The organism is Thiobacillus sp. SCN 63-57 (genome assembly GCF_001725555.1).
In the GTDB taxonomy this organism is placed as follows: domain Bacteria; phylum Pseudomonadota; class Gammaproteobacteria; order Burkholderiales; family Thiobacillaceae; genus Thiobacillus.
Genome location: NZ_MEGP01000020.1, coordinates 23,414 through 40,715, shown reverse-complemented (window position 1 = coordinate 40,715; position 17,302 = coordinate 23,414). Strand labels below are relative to the sequence as shown.

The 17,302-nt window shown below is 63.2% G+C and carries 14 protein-coding genes; 10 read left to right on the top strand and 4 right to left on the bottom strand.

Translation table 11 applies throughout. The features are described 5' to 3' along the window. The first annotated feature begins 50 nt into the window (after positions 1–50). The 9 genes from ABT23_RS08865 to ABT23_RS08825 all read left to right on the top strand — a co-directional run bounded on the left by ABT23_RS08865 (position 51) and on the right by ABT23_RS08825 (position 8,330). Positions 51–593 carry an OsmC family protein gene (locus ABT23_RS08865; RefSeq protein ID WP_296633840.1) on the top strand — a complete coding sequence of 181 codons (543 nt, stop codon included), beginning with the start codon at positions 51–53 and terminating at the stop codon, positions 591–593. 30 nt (positions 594–623) lie between these two features. After that, complete coding sequence (locus tag ABT23_RS08860; RefSeq protein ID WP_296633836.1) at positions 624–1,793, top strand: acyl-CoA dehydrogenase family protein; 1,170 nt, start codon at positions 624–626, stop codon at positions 1,791–1,793. Then, a complete protein-coding gene (locus ABT23_RS08855) occupies positions 1,790–2,179 on the top strand; it encodes a DUF302 domain-containing protein (RefSeq protein ID WP_296633835.1) in 390 nt (129 codons plus the stop codon). Before ABT23_RS08860 ends, ABT23_RS08855 begins: the two co-directional genes overlap by 4 nt. Next, complete coding sequence (locus tag ABT23_RS08850) at positions 2,179–2,388, top strand: rubredoxin (RefSeq protein ID WP_296634203.1); 210 nt, start codon at positions 2,179–2,181, stop codon at positions 2,386–2,388. Before ABT23_RS08855 ends, ABT23_RS08850 begins: the two co-directional genes overlap by 1 nt. Before the next feature lie 529 nt (positions 2,389–2,917). Continuing rightward, complete coding sequence (locus tag ABT23_RS08845; protein WP_296633832.1) at positions 2,918–3,472, top strand: YqiA/YcfP family alpha/beta fold hydrolase; 555 nt, start codon at positions 2,918–2,920, stop codon at positions 3,470–3,472. A gap of 6 nt (positions 3,473–3,478) precedes the next feature. Further along, positions 3,479–5,347 (top strand): RNB domain-containing ribonuclease, encoded by a 1,869-nt coding sequence (locus ABT23_RS08840; RefSeq protein ID WP_296633831.1) that lies wholly within the window; start codon positions 3,479–3,481, stop codon positions 5,345–5,347. Positions 5,348–5,355: 8 nt separating this feature from the next. After that, positions 5,356–6,276 carry a TonB family protein gene (locus ABT23_RS08835; RefSeq protein ID WP_296633829.1) on the top strand — a complete coding sequence of 307 codons (921 nt, stop codon included), beginning with the start codon at positions 5,356–5,358 and terminating at the stop codon, positions 6,274–6,276. A 184-nt stretch (positions 6,277–6,460) separates the two neighbouring features. Then, entirely contained in the window at positions 6,461–7,156 is a 696-nt protein-coding gene (locus ABT23_RS08830) for a PEP-CTERM sorting domain-containing protein (protein ID WP_296633827.1), read from the top strand. 160 nt (positions 7,157–7,316) lie between these two features. After that, a complete protein-coding gene (locus tag ABT23_RS08825) occupies positions 7,317–8,330 on the top strand; it encodes a class 1 fructose-bisphosphatase (protein ID WP_296633824.1) in 1,014 nt (337 codons plus the stop codon). A gap of 66 nt (positions 8,331–8,396) precedes the next feature. On the opposite strand, the gene ABT23_RS08820 is transcribed toward ABT23_RS08825, so the two are convergent. From ABT23_RS08820 to ABT23_RS08810, 3 genes are all read right to left on the bottom strand, one after another. Next, the gene (locus tag ABT23_RS08820; protein ID WP_296633822.1) at positions 8,397–10,502 is read right to left on the bottom strand and encodes an EAL domain-containing protein; all 2,106 of its coding nucleotides are present in this window, start codon (positions 10,500–10,502) and stop codon (positions 8,397–8,399) included. Positions 10,503–10,688: 186 nt separating this feature from the next. After that, positions 10,689–13,832: a multidrug efflux RND transporter permease subunit gene (locus ABT23_RS08815; protein ID WP_296633819.1), complete on the bottom strand. Its 3,144-nt coding sequence runs from the start codon at positions 13,830–13,832 to the stop codon at positions 10,689–10,691. A gap of 9 nt (positions 13,833–13,841) precedes the next feature. Next, on the bottom strand, positions 13,842–15,044 hold the full coding sequence (locus ABT23_RS08810; RefSeq protein WP_296633818.1) for an efflux RND transporter periplasmic adaptor subunit: 1,203 nt from the start codon (positions 15,042–15,044) through the stop codon (positions 13,842–13,844). A gap of 95 nt (positions 15,045–15,139) precedes the next feature. Between ABT23_RS08810 and ABT23_RS08805 the strand changes: the two genes are divergently transcribed. Then, positions 15,140–15,784, top strand: coding sequence for a TetR family transcriptional regulator (locus ABT23_RS08805; RefSeq protein ID WP_296633815.1), 645 nt, complete (start codon positions 15,140–15,142; stop codon positions 15,782–15,784). Here ABT23_RS08805 and ABT23_RS08800 read toward each other — a convergent pair. Then, positions 15,781–17,217: a deoxyribodipyrimidine photo-lyase gene (locus tag ABT23_RS08800; protein WP_296633813.1), complete on the bottom strand. Its 1,437-nt coding sequence runs from the start codon at positions 17,215–17,217 to the stop codon at positions 15,781–15,783. The two genes, ABT23_RS08805 and ABT23_RS08800, sit on opposite strands and share 4 nt — an antisense overlap. Positions 17,218–17,302 lie beyond the last annotated feature (85 nt).

The following is a 17,302-nucleotide window of genomic DNA, read 5'->3' as shown; positions in this document are numbered from 1 at the left end:
CAATACAGGGCATGTCGGTTCCCCGATCCTCTCAACCAAGGAGTCATGCCATGTCTGAAGTCGTTGCCCTGAAAACCCAAACCATCCTCGAGCCCATTTCCAGCGAAGGCCTCGCCGCACTGTCAACCAAAGGCAAGGCCAACCCGCAATCGGTCATCACGCTGAAAGCGAAGACCGTATGCGAAAGCAAGTTCCGCAATCTCACCTATGTGCGCAACCTGCCGGCCCACGTGATCGACGAGCCGCCGCACCTGCTGGGCGACGACACCGCGCCGAATCCGTCCGAAGCCGTGCTGGCCACGCTGGGTTCCTGCCTGTCGGTCGGCCTGCATGCCAACGCCGTGGCACGCGGCATCACGCTGTCGAAGATCGAGCTCGAACTCGAAGGCGACATCAACGTGACCGCCGTGTGGGGCGTGGGCGACCTCGACCCGATGAAAAAGCTGGGCTTCACCGACGTGCGCGTCAAAGTGCACCTGGAAGGCGATGCCAGCGAGGCCGAACTGAAGGATCTGGTCGCGCATTCCAACGCTTGGTCGCCGGTGGCCAACACGCTGCGCAATCCGGTGAACGTCAGCGTCGAGCTGGCCTGAGCCGTCCCTTTATCGAATCAGGAGCGCACCATGCCCGCCGTCGCCCTCGCCCCCTCTCTCCCGGTTGAAGCCTGCGAAATCCTGCCGGGCTTGTCCGACCTCATCGTCGAAGAACTCGCGCCCAAGGTGGTCGACATCGACCTGAAGGGCCTATATCCCGACACCTTTCTGCGCAAGCTCGGCACGCTGGGCGGACTGGGCGGCCTCACGCCGGCGTCGCACGGCGGCAGCGGGCGCGGCCTGAAACACGCGATCCAGATCATCGAGGAAGCATCCAAGCACTGCGTGTCCACCGGCTTCCTGCTGTGGGCGCAGTACGCGCTGCAGTGGTACGTGCTGAACGGCACCAATCCCGCGCTCGCAGCCGACATGCTGCCGAAGATGGCACGTGGCGAGGTGCTGGGCGGCACCGCACAGTCGAACACCATGAAGTCCTGCGTGGGTATCGAGGAAACCCGTCTCAAGGCGCAGCGCGTCGAGGGCGGCTACCGTGTCAACGGCGTGCTGCCCTGGGTGTCGAATATCGGGCCCGAGCATCATTTCCACATGGGCGCCTCGCTGCCCGACGCGCCAGGGCTGGTGATCGGCTTGCTGCACGGCAGCACACCCGGCCTCACGCTGGCGCAGAACGCGCACTTCATCGGCATGGAAGGCACCAACACCTTCGCCTGCCAGTTCCGCGACGTGTTCCTGCCCGACGCGCAGGTGGTCTGCCACCCGCACGAATTCGACGCTTTCCGCGACCGCACCAAATCGGCCTTCATCCTGTTGCAGATGGGCATGGGCCTCGGCCTCGTCGATGCCTGCGTGGGCATGATGCAACGGGCCGACAAGCAGTTCGGCCACGTCAACCGCTTCCTCGACGTCCAGGCCGACGCCCTGCAAGCCGAGCTCGACGCCGCGCGTGCCGCGACCTACGACCTGGCCGACCGCATCGACCGCGACGGCAGCCTGCCGCACGTGAAGGAAACGCTGCAACTGCGGCTGGCCGGCAGCGAATTGAGCCTGAAGGCCGCCAACGCGGCGATGCTGCATCTGGGCGCCAAGGGCTATTTGTCGAATAATGCGGCACAGCGCAGATTGCGCGAGGCCTACTTCATCGCCATCGTCACCCCGGCGATCAAGCACCTGCGCAAGGAACTGCATGAGTTCGACAGCCACGCCTGCGCACTGGCGCAGGATGAAAGAGAGGTCGCATGATCCGTTTTGCCGTATCGCTATCCGTGGACGAAGCCGCAGGGAAACTGATCGCCGCCATCGCCGCCTATCCGATGGGTCTGGTCGCCCACGCCAACGGCCAGGCCAATTGCGCAAAAAAGGGGATCGAGGTGCCGGCCGACCAGATCCTCGAGGTGTTTCGCCCCGACTATGCCGCCAAGGTCTGGGCGGCGGAAAAGGCGGCGGGCATCGATATCCCGCTGCGCATCCACCTGTACGAGGCCGGCGGCCGCACCTGGGTCGCATACCGCCCGGCTATCGACGTCTTCAAACCCTATGTCAACCCGCAGCTCGATGTGCTGGGCGGCGAGCTCGACGCCATCTTCAATCAACTGCTGGCCACGCTCGATCCGTGGAAATTGCCATGATGAATCTCTCCGCTGCGGCCTCCGCCCCCGAATCCGCCCCCGCCTTCCGCAAATGGACCTGCGCCGTCTGCGACTATGTCTATGACGAGGCGCTCGGCGACCCCGACCACGGCCTGGCACCGGGCACCCGCTACGAAGCCATCCCCGACGAGTGGAGCTGCCCCGACTGCGGCGTGACCAAGGCGGATTTCTACTGCTTCGACGACTGATGCGTGATGCACAAACCACCCAGTCCGCACCGGCATGGTTTTGACTTTCCTCCCCTTATAGCCCCGCCGGAAATCGAGTCTGCCGGACGGATCAGCGGCGAAGGTGTTTGAGCCCTAAAGGACTCCGATCCACTACGCGCTGAAGCGCGTGTGGAGTCGTATGCCCCGCCCACAAAAAAACCAATTAAAAACAGCAAGGCGGGGCGAGTTCTTTGCCGCCCACCCGACGCGCTTGATCTTCGGGAATTCGGGGATGCCGGGGTCACCTTTCTTTGGTTACTTTCTTTGGCGAGACAAAGAAAGTAACTAGCTGCCGAGCTACCCCCGGCCAACGGTCAGGTGTCCTGCGAAATCCCTCACTACTATTGACAGCCCTTCGACAGGCTCAGGGCGAACGGGCAAGGGCCAGTGCTTTTTGCAAGCGTCCACTCAGTGCGAGCGACTGGATTGTTTCGCTGCTAAGCGACTCGCGATGACGGCACCCCGCCCCCGATTTCTGGAATCCCCGCCGCCCCGGTAAAATCCGGGAATGCTCGTCTACCTCCACGGCTTCAACTCCTCTCCCGCATCCGGCAAGGCCCGGCAGCTGGGCGAGCACATGGCGCGTATCGGGCGGCAGGCGGATTACTATCCGGCGCTCGCCAACAGCCCGCGTGCGGCCATTGCCCAGGTCGAGGCCGAACTGGCGCGACGCCACCCTGAATCCGTCACCTTGGTCGGCAGTTCACTGGGCGGCTTCTATGCCACCCACCTGGCCGAGCGGCACGGCTGGAAAGCGGTGCTGGTGAATCCCGCCGTGCATGCGCACACGCTGCTGCGCGCCGCACTCGGTCCGCAGACCAACTGGCACAGCGGCGAGAAATGGGAACTAACCGAGGCGCACCTGGCCGAACTCGCGGCACTCGACGTCCCCACCATCTCGCAGCCCGAACGCTACCTGTTGCTGGTGCAGACCGGCGACGAGGTGCTCGACTACCGCGACGCGGTCGCCTACTACGCCGGCGCCACGCAAATCGTCGAAGACGGCGGCGACCACGGCTTTGCCGGGTTCGAGCACCACTTCCAAACCATTCTGGATTTCTGATTTTCCATGCATCTCATCTTTGAAGAGGACGGCCATTTCAAGGCCGGCTCCATCCTGTCCGAAACCGACGCCACAGCACAGGTGGAGGCGGCCTCGGGCAAGCGCAGCAAGATCAAGACGGCCAATATCCTGCTGCGCTTCGCGGCGCCGGCGCCGGCCGAGGTGATGGCCGAAGCCGAGACGCTGACGTCCGAACTCGACGCCGATTTCCTGTGGGAAGCGGCAGGCACCGAGGAATTCGGTTTCGAGCAGCTGGCGCAGGAATACTACGGCCACGCGCCGCGGCCGGCGGAGTCGGTGGCGCTGCTGCTGAAGCTGCACACCTCGCCGATCTATTTTCATAAAAAGGGCAAGGGACGCTACCGCCCGGCGCCGGCCGAAACGCTGGCAGCGGCCAAGGCCGGCCTGGAGAAGAAACGCCTCGCGGCGGAACGGCAGGCGCACCTGGCCGCCGAACTCGCGGCCTTCCGCCTGCCACCCGAATATACGTCGCTGATCCCGCGCATTCTCATCGCGCCGGACAAGAACACACTGGAATACAAGGCGCTGGAAGACGCGGCAACGGCTACCGGGCTGTCCCAATTGCGGCTCATCGAACGCTGCGGTGCGATCCCGTCGACGCTCGACTTCCATCTCGCGACTTTCCTTCTGGAATATTTCCCGCGCGGCACCGGCTTTGCCGACGTCACTGAACCCATCGATCCGCCCGAACTGCCGAAGAGCACGGTACGCGCGTTCTCGATGGACGACGAAGCGACCACCGAGATCGACGATGCGTTGTCAGTCGAATGGCGCAGCGATGGCAGCGTCCGCGTCGGCATCCACATCGCGGCGCCGGCACTCGGCATCGCACCCGGCTCGGAATTCGACAAGGTCGCGCGCGAGCGGCTCTCCACCGTGTACTACCCCGGCAACAAGATCACCATGCTGCCCGAGGCACTGATCCATCACTACACGCTGGGCGAGACTCACGATTGTCCGGCGCTGTCGCTGTATGTCAACGTGGCGCCAGATCTACGCGTGCTCGGCACCGAGACCCGGCTGGAAATGGTGCACATCGCCGACAACCTGCGCCACGAAACGCTGGAGGTGCAGTTCAATGACGAGACCCTGCGCAATCCCGACGTCCCCGACTATCCTTATCGCCGCGAACTCGAATGGCTGCGCGACTTTGCTGCCGTACTCGAAGCGGGGCGGGGCAAAGCCGACAATGTGGATCGCGTCGACTACAACTTCAAGCTCGACGGCGAGCACATCAGCATCGTGCCGCGCAAGCGCGGCAGCCCGATCGACAAGGTGGTCTCCGAGCTGATGATCTTCGCCAACGCGCACTGGGGGGGCTGGCTGGCCGAAAAGCGCGTGCCCGGCATCTATCGCGCCCAGGCCAACGGCAAGACACGCATGACAACGTCCCCCGACCCCCACGTGGGCCTCGGCGTCGACCAGTATGCGTGGTCGTCCTCGCCGCTGCGGCGCTACGTCGACCTGGTCAACCAGCGACAGCTGATCAGCATCGTGCAAGGAGCCGATCCGGTGTACCCCCCGCGGAGCGAGCAATTGTTCTCGACCGTACGCGACTTCGAGCTGGCTTACGACGCCTACAATGAATTCCAGCGGCGGCTCGAACGCTACTGGATGCTACGCTGGCTGATCCAGGAAAACGTCCATGAAGTTACCGCCAGCGTGATCCGCGAAGACCTGGTTCGCTTCGACAACTTGCCGATGGTGACGCGTGCGCCCTCGGTGATGGGCATCGCGCCGGGATCGAAAGTGCGGCTGGCCATTTCCAGCATCGATTTGCTGGACATCGGTTTTCATGCCGAGTATCTGGAGACGGTCGCCCTGCCGCCTGACAGCGTCGCCGTCGTTCCGTAGAATCCAGCTTGTCCGATCATATCGAGTCCATGGTGTCTTCTGCTCCTGCCCCGTCTCCCGCTCTCGCCGCGCCCTCCAAACAGGGCACGCGCATGGCGCTGGCCCTGCTGGCGTCGGCGGCGGTGCATGGCATGGTGCTCTCGACCCAGTTCGTGCATGTCAATCCGCACTTGTTCGAGGATCCCAATCTGCCGATGGAGGTGGTGCTGGTCAACGCCAAAAGCGTGGACTCCCCGCTCAATCCCGACGCACTGGCACAGGCGAACCTGGCAGGCGGCGGCAACACGGATGAAGACCGCCGGCTGAAAAGCCCGCTTCCCGCCAGCGCCAGAACCCAGACCGGGACCGAGGAAGCCGCCTTGCAGGCAAAGGTGGCCTCCCTCGAACAGCAGGCCAAAACCCTGTTGAGCCAACTGAAGCCCGACGCTCAACTGCACACCCCGCCGCCGGTGGAAACCCCCGCTCCCGTCCAGCCCACTGTCGACGCCAGCCAACTCAACGAACAGGCACGCGAAATGGCGCAACTGCAGGCGCGCATCTCGCAGCAATGGGATGAATACCAGAAACGTCCCAAGCGCGCCTTCGTCGGGGCCAACACGCGCGAATACGACTTCGCACGCTACGTCGAGGACTGGGTCACCAAGGTCGAGCGCATCGGCAACGTCAACTATCCCGAGGCTGCGCGCCGCCAGGGCATTTACGGCAGTCTGAGGCTGACCGTATCGATCTATGCCAACGGCCGCATCGAGAAAGTCGACATCGATCGTTCGTCCGGTTCCAAGATCCTCGACACCGCCGCCACCAAGATCGTCGAGCTCGCCGCCCCCTACGCGCCCTTTCCCGACGAGATGCGGAAAAAGGTCGACATCCTGTCGATCACCCGCACCTGGACCTTCACGCGCTCCGATCAGCTCGTCGGGACTGACTGAATTCCGTCATTGCCACCATGCGCAGGGCCGGGCACCACGCCGAGACCGTCTTGCCCATCCACAAAAATAACTTATTAATCAGTACCTTAAAGATATCCGCCTCCCGAGGCATGCATGTTGCTGTATTCAGGCAAAGCCGGCGGCAGGGCCCATCCCCTGTCCGCGCCGAATGACAGGAGCAGACATGACGCTATTCAATCGATTTGCCGCCATCCTGGGTATTGCCCTGGTTTCCGCCCAGGCGCACGCCGTAGACGTTTCCTTCACCTCGGGCGCCGGACTCGCCCAAAGCTATGGGAACACCTACACCACCACGGTGGATGGCCTGACGATCTCGGCCAGCGCCTGGTCGAGCACGGCACGCGCCAACCAGTTCGAACAGGCTGCCCTGACGCTCACGCCGGGCTTCGGCCTGGGCGTATGCAGCAGCCAGGAAAAGGCCAATTGCACGGCCAAGAACTTTGCCGACGCGCTGGGCAACAAGGGCGCCGATGATCTGATCCTGTTCAGTTTCTCCGGCACGGTCAATCTGCAGTCCCTGTCCATGATCCAGTTCGGCGGCGATTCCGACCTCAGCATCTGGGCCGGCGCCGGCGCTTTCAGTCCGGCCGGGCTGAAGGCCAGCCTGATTGGCACGGCGACCTTGTATGACAACACCAGCAATGTGAACACCGTCAAAACCGTCAGCCTCGCCGGTTTCACCGGAAGCTACGACTGGATTGCGGTGGCCGCCCGGATCGGCCAGAACAACGACTTTGCCAAGCTGCAATCCCTGACGATCAATCCCGTGGCCCAGCCGGTACCGGATGCCGCCACCTGGATGACGATGCTGGCCGGTCTGGGGCTGGTCGGCTTTCGCGTGAGCAGGCGCCAAGCCTGAACCCCAGGCCGCACGCGACAACAACCCGCCTCCAGGCGGGTTTTTTCATGCCGTCCAGGTGCGCCTCGCCAGCCGGCCGGGGATATTTGATATCTTTATCACGTGATAAAATGTTTGATTGTTCTAATATTTTCATTTAATTCCGCTTCTGGAGACTGTCATGCACACCGGCACCACCCTTACCCAGTTCATCATTGAAGAGCAGCGCCGCACCGCCGGCGCCACCGGCGATTTCACCTCGCTGCTGAACGACGTCGTCACCGCCTGCAAGGCCATTTCCAACGCCGTGAACAAGGGCGCGCTGCTGGGCGTGATGGGCGCGCTGGACTCGGAGAACGTGCAGGGCGAGACGCAGAAGAAACTCGACGTCATCACCAACGACATCATGATCCGCTCCAACGAGTGGGCAGGCCACCTGGCCGGCATGGCGTCCGAGGAAATGGACGACGTGTACGCCATCCCCAGCCAGTACCCGCTCGGCAAGTACCTGCTGGTGTTCGACCCGCTCGACGGCTCGTCGAACGTCGACGTCAACATCTCGGTCGGCACCATCTTCTCGATCCTGAAAGCGCCGGTCGCCGGCCGCGCCGCCAAGGCCGAGGACTTCCTGCAGCCCGGCACCCAGCAGGTCTGCGCCGGCTACGCGATCTACGGCTCGTCGACCATGCTGGTGCTGACCTTCGGCCACGGCACCAACGGCTTCACGCTGGACCGCGACGTCGGCGAGTTCGTGCTGACCCACCCCGCCATGAAAATCCCGGCCGAAACCAAGGAATTCGCGATCAACGCGTCCAACATGCGTTTCTGGGAAAAGCCGGTGCAGCGCTATGTCGACGAGTGCCTCGCCGGCAAGACCGGCCCGCGCGGCAAGGATTTCAACATGCGCTGGGTGGCCTCGATGGTCGCCGAAGTGCACCGCATCCTCACCCGCGGCGGCATCTTCATGTACCCCAAGGACACCAAGGATCCCGCCAAGGCCGGCAAGCTGCGCCTGCTGTACGAGGCCAATCCGATGGCCTTCATCGTCGAGCAGGCCGGCGGCGCCGCCACCACCGGTTACCAGCGCATCCTCGACCTGGCACCAGAAGGGCTGCACCAGCGCGTGCCGGTCATTCTGGGTTCCAAGACCGAAGTCGACACCGTGACGGGCTACCACCACGAAAAAGCTGCTTGAGTCCCGTCTCAATGCAGGATTAAAAAAGCCGGGCTGTGCCCGGCTTTTTTTCGCGCTGCGCTCCCCCTATGCCGCCACCCGACGCAGGCCGGCACGCATCAACCGGATGCACTCATCCGGCGGCAGGGGCCGGCTGAACAGATATCCCTGAGCCTGATCGCAATGATTGGTTCGCAGATAAGCCAGTTGCGCGTCGGTCTCGACGCCTTCCGCGACCACGGTCAACCCGAGGCTACCGGCCAGCGCAATAATGGTGCGCACGATGGCGGTGTCGTTTTCGTCGCCAGGAATGTCACGTATGAACGAACGGTCGATCTTCAGGCAATGGATGGGAAAGCTCTTCAGGTAGCTGAGCGAGGAATAGCCGGTACCGAAATCGTCCACGGCGATACGCAGACCCAGCCGCTCCAGTTCGGTCAGAACGGTCGCCGCGGTCGCCAGATTGTCCATGATCGACGATTCGGTGATCTCCAGTTCCAGGTCGCTCGCCGCCAGCCCGGTGTCGCGCAGGGCCGCGCTGACTTCCTCCGCCAGGTCCTTTTGGCGAAACTGGCGGGTCGAGAGGTTGACCGCCATGGTGCCGGCCAGCAAGCCCGCGTCCTGCCAGGCGCGCATTTGACGACAGGCCTCGCGCATCACCCAGTCGCCAATCGGCAGAATGAGGCCAGTGTGCTCGGCAACCGGAATGAACTCTTCGGGGCTGACCATGCCCAGTTCCGCCGACTGCCAGCGCAACAGCGCTTCCCACCCGATCAGGCGACCTGTCCGGATTTCCAGCTTGGGTTGGTAGTACAACGTCAGTTCCTTGTGCTCCAAGGCCTGCTTGAGGCGCGCTTCAAGCAGCACACGGCGCTGCATTTCTTCGGACAGATCGTGGCTGAACACCCGGAAGCAATTGCGACCGGCCGATTTGGCGCGATGCAGGGCCAGATCGGCATAGCGCATCAAGATGCTGGCCGATTCGCCGTCGGCCGGATAACTGACGATACCAATGCTGACCCCGATTCCCAGGCGGTCATTGCCGATATCGAATTCCCGCCCCATGGCGTCCAGCAGGGTCTGTCCCACCTGCTTGGCCTGTTCGGCGGAGGTGTTTTCCAGCAGGATCACGAATTCGTCGCCGCTGAAACGGGCCAGGAAGGCGGAAGGTGGCAGGCTCGTCCGGATGCGCCCGGCAACCGCCACCAGCAACAGGTCGCCGTATTCGTGGCCCAGCGTGTCATTCACGTTCTGGAAATAGTCGAGATCCAGCAGCATCACCGTACAGGGTGCCGCCTCATTGCAGGTGAGGACGGACTGGTTGAGCCGTTCGCCGAATGCGGTCCGGTTCGGCAATCCGGTCAGATCGTCATGCGTGAGCATATGGCGCATCTGGCGGAACGGGCGGCTCACCGCTTCGGCATAGATCGCGCGATACAGGAAATAATAGGCAAACACCTTGTAGGTATGCCCCAGCAGGTTGGCCGTGCTGCTCACCTGCACATACACGACGAAGAACAGTTCGGCCGCCGCCAGCAGCAGCAGGGCCAGCATCAGGCTCTCGAAATCGCAGTGGGTGATGCGCGCACGACGCAGGTACAACAGGACGGCAATCGCAAGGTAAAGGCCGAACACCCCCCATTCGAGCGCCACTTTGAGCGGGGTCAATCCCTCGCCCATGACATACATCGCAGGAATGGCGTGGGGCGAAGCCAGCAGCCCGTACGACAAACTCCCCAGCACCAGCAGAACACCCATCCAGCCGTAGCGGCTGGCCGGGACACGCGTGGCGGGCGTCTCCGGAAGCAGCACATACGCCAGCAGCCCGATCCCGGCCGCCAGGCGGCCGCACAACCAGAACAGGATGGCTTTGTGGGGGGAATTCGGACTGACCAGGTCCGGCATGCCGATATAGGACAGGAAATGCAAGGTGTCGAACAACGCCACCGCCAGGAACGCGCAGCCCAATGCCACGGAACGGATCGAGCGCAAGGTTTCCTGTACGCCGTGGCCGGTAAAGAAAACCAGCGCGGCCACGATGACGGCGAAGATTTCCATCATCGAATGGACCGCCAGGAAAGCCGGGGCCGAGAGCGTCAGTTGATTGGCTGGAAATGCCTGCCACAGCAGCAAGGGGATGCTTGCGGACAGCAGCAGTATGCCGGCGAGGCGGTGTGTGTCTTGTCCTGACATTAAAGCAGGCGATCCTCTCTTGACTGGAGGGTTGCACAATTAACCATACTACCGACGTAAGTATTTCGGTTTTGCCGGCTGCGGTCAATGTCGGCATGCCCAATGCCGGCCAGCAGAACGCGTGTCGATTGTCTTATGGGCATTGCCTGTCGGCCCACGGCGAGCGATCGCGGTGGGCCTGCGGCTTTACGGTGCTTCCGGCGGTTTCGAAGCCGGCGACGGATGGTGGGACGGCAGATGGACATTGTCGTAGCGCGTGGCATGCGGATGCGCATCGATCTCTTCCGTCTTGGCTTGCAGCCGCCTGTCGGACACCCAGTGGAAAAAGAGCGGAATGAAGAACACCGCGAGGAACGTGGCAGCCAGCATGCCGCCAACGACGCCGGTGCCGACTGCATGACGTGCACCGGCGCCCGCGCCAGTCGAAATCGCCAGCGGCAGCACGCCGAGAATAAAGGCGAGCGAAGTCATCAGGATGGGACGGAAACGCAGGCGAGCGGCTTCGAGCGCAGCCGAAACACTGGAATAGCCTTCCTGTTTCTTCAGCACGGCGAACTCGACGATCAGGATCGCGTTCTTCGCCGCAAGCCCCAGCAAGGTCACCAGACCGATCTGGAAATACACGTCGTTGGACAGCCCGCGCAGCCACACCGCTGCCAGCGCGCCGAAGGTGCCGAAGGGCAGTGCCATCAGCACGGCAAACGGCAGCGTCCATTTTTCATACTGCGCCGCAAGGATGAGAAACACCATCAGTACCGCCAAACCCAGCGCAATGCCCGACGTCCCGCTCGAACGCTTCTCCTGGAACGAGGCGCCGGTCCATTCGTAGCTGAAGTCGGGCGGCAGCACTTTTTTCGCTATTTCGTCGATGATGGCGAGCGATTGGCCCGAACTGACCCCGGGCACCGCGCTGCCCATGATCTTGACCGCCTGAGAATTGTTGTAACGGTCGAGCGTTTCCGGGCCGGACGAGAAGCTGATTTTGGCCAGGGCCGACATCGGCACCATCTCGCCGGACGCGTTGGGCACGAACAGCGCCGACACGTCCTGCGGCGTCTTCCGCGCGCCGGGCTCGGCTGCCATCAACACCTGCCAGGTGCGGCCATACTTGTTGAAATCGTTGACGTAATACGAACCCAGCGTGGCCGACAATGTCGTGAACACGTCATCGATCTTGACGCCCAGCATCTTCGCCTTTTCGCGGTCGACGTCGACATACAGCTGCGGCACGTGCGGCCGCCACAGCGTCAGCACCTGCGCGAGCCGCTTGTCCTGGCGCGCGGCGGCGAGAAAGGCATCGGCCACCTGAGACAGTTTCTGCGGACCGCCCTCGCCCTTGTTCTGGATGTAGAACTCGAACCCGCCAGCATTGCCCAGGCCGAAGATCGGCGGGGGCGCGAAGGCCAGCACGAGTGCCTCACGGATACCCGACGTCGCCCCCATCATCTCGCCGACCATCTGCTGGATGGTCTTCTTGCGCTCGTCCCAATGACGCGCGGCGACGAAGATGGTCGCCGCACTATTACGGAAACCGCCGCCGAGGAAGTCGAGCCCGGCGAAGGCAACCACGTGCTGGACGGCCGGGTCCTTGCGCACGATCGCATCGACCTGTTTGACCACGGCTTCGGTACGCGACAGCGCCGAGCCGTCCGGCAGGTAGACCGCGCTGATGTAGTAGCCCTGGTCTTCGTCCGGCACCAAGCTGCCGGGCGTGAACTTCCACAGAGTGACGGCCGCGGCAATCATCAGGATGTAAATCGAGAGCGCGACGAGCGAGCGTCGCATGAGGAATTTCACCCCGCCCTGGTAATGCCGGGTCATGCCTGCGAAGCCCCGGTTGAACGCGCGGAAAAAGCGCCCGGGTTCGTGCGGCTTCTCGCCCTTGAGCAGGGCCACGCACAACGCCGGAGTCAAGGTCAGCGCGACAAGTCCGGAAATCACCACCGAAATCGCGATCGTTGCCGCGAACTGCCGGTACAGCTCGCCGGTCAGGCCGCCGAGAAAGGCGATGGGGACGAACACCGCGCACAATACCAGCACGATCGCGATCACTGGCCCGGTGACCTCGCGCATCGCCAGCAGCGCCGCTTCGCGCGGGGTCTTCTTGTGCTCGTGGATGATGCGCTCGATGTTTTCCAGCACCACAATGGCATCGTCGACCACGATGCCGATGGCGAGCACCATGCCAAATAGCGTCAGCGTGTTGATCGAATAGCCGAGCAACAGCAGGCCGACGAAGGTGCCCAACAGCGACACAGGCACGGCGAGGACGGGGATGAGCGTCGCGCGCCAGTTCTGCAGAAAGAGGAACACCACCAGCACGACCAGCAGGATCGCCTCGCCCAGGGTTTTCACCACCTCGCGGATCGACACTTCGACAAAGCGCGTGGTGTCATAGGGCACGGCGTAGTCGAGGCCGGGCGGGAATTTCTTTTTCAGTTCCTCGACCGTGCGGGTCACTTCGTCGCCCACTTCGAGCGCATTGGCGCCGGGCTGCAGGAAGATGCCCACCAGCGTCGCGGGTTTGCCGTTGTAGAGCCCCGCAAAATCGTAATCCTTGGAGCCGAGCTCGACTCGCGCGACATCTTTCAGGTACAGCATCGAGCCGTCGGTATTCGCACGCACGACGATATTCTCGAATTCCTTGGGGTCGGCGAGCCGCCCCTTGGCGGTGAGCGAATACACCAGCGCCTGCCCGTTGTCGACCGGCGGCTGGCCGATCTTGCCGGGCGCGAACTGGGCGTTCTGCTCGTTGATCGCGCGCGTGAGATCGGCCACGGTCACGCCCAGCTGGGCCATGCGGTCGGGCTTGAGCCAGATGCGCATGGCGTAGTCCTTGGCGCCGAAAATCTGCACGTTGGTCGTGCCGGGAATGCGCTTCAGGCGGTCCAGCACATTGAGCGTGACGTAGTTGCTGGTGTACAGATCGTCGTAGCGGCCGTCGGGCGACAGGAATGCGAGCACCTGCAGGAAGGCCCGTGCCTCGGCCTGCTTGACCCGGTTGTTGACGTTGAGCGCGGCCTTGTCGACGTCGGAGCCGATCTCGAACGTCACCTGGATTTCCAGGACGCCGTTCGAGGCCGAGGTCGAACTCATGTACATCATGTCCTCGATGCCGTTGATCGCATTTTCCAGTGGCGCCGCGACGGTCTGTTCCAGCACCGTCGCCGAAGCGCCCGGATAGACCGCACGTACCGTGACCACCGGCGGCGCGATCTCGGGGTATTGCGCGATCGGCAACACGCGCATCGCCAGCAGTCCGGCGAGCACGATCAGAATGGAGATCACGACCGAAAAGATCGGCCGGTCGATGAAGAAGCGCGAGAACATGAGCGTTCCTTATGGTTTCGTGGCGGCGGGCGGCGCAGCCGCAGCCTTCGGTTCGGCCCCGGCTTCAGAGGGCGCGACGGGCATGCCCGGGAAGAAGATCCGTGCCATGCCATCGACCACGACCTTGTCGCCTGACTTCAGGCCGCTTTTGATCACCCAGCGGCCAGTCCCCTTGCTGGGCTCGTCGCCGCCTACCCACGCGCCCACTTCGACTGGGTGGGGCAACGCGACGGTCATCCCCTTCTCGCCGGGTGTGGCCACGTAGACGAACTTGCCGGTCGGACCATCCTGCACCGCGGGCTGAGGCACGGTAATCGCATCGGGTAGCTGCCCGCCTTCGACGACTACCCGTACGAATTGCCCGGGTTTCAAGGCGCCGTCGGCATTGGCAAACTCGGCCCGCATGTCGAATGCGCCGGTTTGCGTATTTGCCTTGTAATCGCTGAAGTTGAGCGTACCGGTGGCTGCGATGCGCGTACCGTCGGCAAGCACCAGACGAACATGTTGCCGGCCCTGTTCCAGTGTTCCCTCGGCACGCTGTTTCTCCAGCGCCAGGCGCGCGTCCTCGCCGATCGAGAAGCGCGCGTAGATGGGGGCGATCTGCGCCAACGTGGTGAGCGCGGGCCCCGTGGGACTCACCAGCGCACCTTCGACCTGAAGCGCGCGGCCCATCACGCCCGTCAGCGGGGCGCGAATATCGGTATAGCCGAGGCTGATACGCGCATTGGCCAGATTCGCCTCGGCCGTGCGCACGCCCGCCTCGGCCACTGCGAGTGCAGTCTGTGTGGCATCCAGCGCGCGCGTGCTGACGAACCCTTGCGCCGCGAGTGCGCGGTTGCGGTCCAGCTCCAGCTTGGCTTCCGCGAGCAAGGCCTGCCGGTTGGCGAGTTCGGCATTCGCCGCCCGAACCTGCGCGGCAAAGCTGGCGGCGTCGAGTTTGTACAACAGGGCACCTGCCTTGACCGGTGCGCCTTCCTGAAAATAGCGATGCTCGATGACTGCCGCGACGCGCGGTCGGATCTCCACTTCCCGCGAAGCTTCCAGTCGCCCGACATATTCGAAGTTGATCGGCACCACGTGCGGCGTCGCCGCTTCCACCGTCACCTGCGCAGGAGGCGGGGCTCCGCTACCCTGTTGTGCCGTTTCATGTTGTCCGCACGCTGTGAGCGCAGCGCTCAAGCCCACAACCACTACCCCGGAAAATCGGTGCATGGTGCCCCCTGAAATTATTTGTACCTGGCATCATAAGAGCATACATACATGAATGTAAATTGCGGGTACTGGTCATTTGTTGGACAATTCTGCGCATGGTCAAAAAAACCCGTGTAGAAGCGCTTGCCACCCGTGAAGCCCTGCTTGCCGCCGCGCTCCAGGTATTTCGCGAACGCGGCGTCACGCGCACACGGCTCTCCGACGTCGCCGAGCGCGCCGGGGTGACACGGGGAGCCATCTACTGGCACTTCAAGGACAAGGCCGAATTGTTCCAGGCCGTCTGCGAGCGCGGCACCCTGCCCGTGGAAGCGCTCCTGGCCCAAGCCAGCCAGAATGCGCAGCGCGACCCGCTGGCCATGGTCCGCCAGCTTGCTCTGATGGCACTCACCCAATTGGCCCAGCATGCCGACACCCAGGCAATGTTCGACGTGATCTTCCACAAATGTGAATTCACGGCTGAACTGGCGCCGCTGGTGGCAAAAAACGATGCCGACCGCGCCGCCTGTCTGTCGCAGGTGCAGCAACTCTTCAACCAGGCCGTTGCCTGCGGCCAATTGCCGACCACCACCGACACCTTTCTGGCGACCCATGGCCTGCACGCCTACATGGTCGGCCTGATGCACGAATGGGTGCTGGATCCCGAGAGCTATGACCTCGCCGTGTGTGCCGAACCGCTGATCGACTGCTATCTGGCCGGACTGGCCACGCACCCGCCCATCTGCCGGCCGAACGCCGGCTAGTCTGGACGCGCCGGCCGAATGGCCTTGAACAGCGCCAACGCCTGTACGCGCTGGCGCGCATGCTCAACGATGGGTGCAGGATAGGTCTGCCCGACGATCACGCCAAGGCGCCTCTGCTCGCTGACCGACAGCCGCCACGGTGCATGGATGAATTTTTCCGGCACCTGGGCAAGTTCGGGCACGTAACGTCGGATGAACATGCCTTGCGGGTCGAATTTCTCGGATTGCGCCAGCGGATTGAAGATGCGGAACCAGGGCTGGGCGTCGCAGCCCACCGAAGCCGCCCACTGCCAGCCTCCGCTGTTGGCGGCGAGATCGTAATCGATCAGCCTGTCGGCGAAGTGGCGCTCGCCGAGCCGCCAATCGACCAGCAGGTCCTTGGTCAGGAACGAGGCCGCGACCATGCGTAGCCGGTTATGCATGTAGCCGGTCTGATTGAGCTGGCGCATTGCCGCGTCGATCAGTGGATAGCCTGTACGCGCCTCGCACCAGGCCTCGAAATGCCCAGGCGGATTCGGCCACGGCAGCGCGTCGTACTGCGGCTTGAAAGTGTGGCCCGCGGCGACGTCGGGACGATGCCAGAGGATCTGGTGGTAGAAGTCGCGCCAGATCAGCTCGGACAGCCAGGTCTGCGCCCCCTGTCCACCCTGCTGCCAGGCCGCAGCGGCAAGCTGGCGGATGGACACCGTGCCGAAGCGCAGATGCGCCGACAGATACGATGGCCCCTTGCGTGCGGGAAAATCGCGCGCGACCTGATAACGGTCGATCCGCTGCAGGAAATCCCCGAACAACTGCGTGCCGCCCGACATACCTGTCGGGAACCCGAGCTCGCGCAGATTGGTGGCGACGAACCCCATTTCCCGCAAGGTGGGAACCGGTGTCGACAAGGCTGACAGCTGTCCGGCATACGTTTCAACCGGATAGGCTTGCAAATGAGAGGGCGTCAGCTTTTTCAGCCAGGCATTCTTGTAGGGAGTAAAGACGCTGTAAGGGGTGCCGTTGGCTGTAAGCACGTCCCCACGTTCGAAGATGACTGCATCCTTATAGTGGTGGACGGCCCTGCCCTGTGCATGCAGGGCGGTTTCGACAGCCGCGTCACGCGCCAGGGCGACCGGGTCGTCATCGTGATTGAAGAACACGGCATCGACCCCGAGTTCGGCTGCCAGTCGAACGATCTCGTCGCGGGCCACGCCATGCCGCACGACAAGCCCGCCCCCCCGGGCCTGCAGGGCGTGCTGCAACTCGGTGACGCAGGCATGGATGAACTCGACTCGCCGGTCGGCCGGACCAGGAAGCGCATCCAGGATGGCGCGGTCGAATACGAACACGCAGACCACCTGCCGCGCGCACTTGAGCGCGTGATAAAGCGCAGCATGATCGAAATCCCTCAGGTCGCGGCGAAACCACACCAGGGCGCGGGCATATTCAGGCATGGGACGAGATGATCGCTATAGTGGAAAGGCAAGTTGAAAAAAGTGGTGCTTGCCGGATTTGAGGCAGATTACAATGGGAACGCAA

Excerpts from the sequence above, each read along its gene's own strand:
- ABT23_RS08840 (WP_296633831.1), top strand. The coding sequence starts at position 3,479 with ATGCATCTCATCTTTGAAGAGGACGGCCATTTCAAGGCCGGCTCCATC.
- ABT23_RS08850 (WP_296634203.1), top strand. The coding sequence starts at position 2,179 with ATGAATCTCTCCGCTGCGGCCTCCGCCCCCGAATCCGCCCCCGCCTTC.
- ABT23_RS08865 (WP_296633840.1), top strand. The coding sequence starts at position 51 with ATGTCTGAAGTCGTTGCCCTGAAAACCCAAACCATCCTCGAGCCCATT.
- ABT23_RS08855 (WP_296633835.1), top strand. The coding sequence starts at position 1,790 with ATGATCCGTTTTGCCGTATCGCTATCCGTGGACGAAGCCGCAGGGAAA.
- ABT23_RS08805 (WP_296633815.1), top strand. The coding sequence starts at position 15,140 with ATGGTCAAAAAAACCCGTGTAGAAGCGCTTGCCACCCGTGAAGCCCTG.
- ABT23_RS08830 (WP_296633827.1), top strand. The coding sequence starts at position 6,461 with ATGACGCTATTCAATCGATTTGCCGCCATCCTGGGTATTGCCCTGGTT.
- ABT23_RS08800 (WP_296633813.1), bottom strand. The coding sequence starts at position 17,217 with ATGCCTGAATATGCCCGCGCCCTGGTGTGGTTTCGCCGCGACCTGAGG.
- ABT23_RS08860 (WP_296633836.1), top strand. The coding sequence starts at position 624 with ATGCCCGCCGTCGCCCTCGCCCCCTCTCTCCCGGTTGAAGCCTGCGAA.
- ABT23_RS08845 (WP_296633832.1), top strand. The coding sequence starts at position 2,918 with ATGCTCGTCTACCTCCACGGCTTCAACTCCTCTCCCGCATCCGGCAAG.
- ABT23_RS08825 (WP_296633824.1), top strand. The coding sequence starts at position 7,317 with ATGCACACCGGCACCACCCTTACCCAGTTCATCATTGAAGAGCAGCGC.
- ABT23_RS08810 (WP_296633818.1), bottom strand. The coding sequence starts at position 15,044 with ATGCACCGATTTTCCGGGGTAGTGGTTGTGGGCTTGAGCGCTGCGCTC.
- ABT23_RS08820 (WP_296633822.1), bottom strand. The coding sequence starts at position 10,502 with ATGTCAGGACAAGACACACACCGCCTCGCCGGCATACTGCTGCTGTCC.
- ABT23_RS08815 (WP_296633819.1), bottom strand. The coding sequence starts at position 13,832 with ATGTTCTCGCGCTTCTTCATCGACCGGCCGATCTTTTCGGTCGTGATC.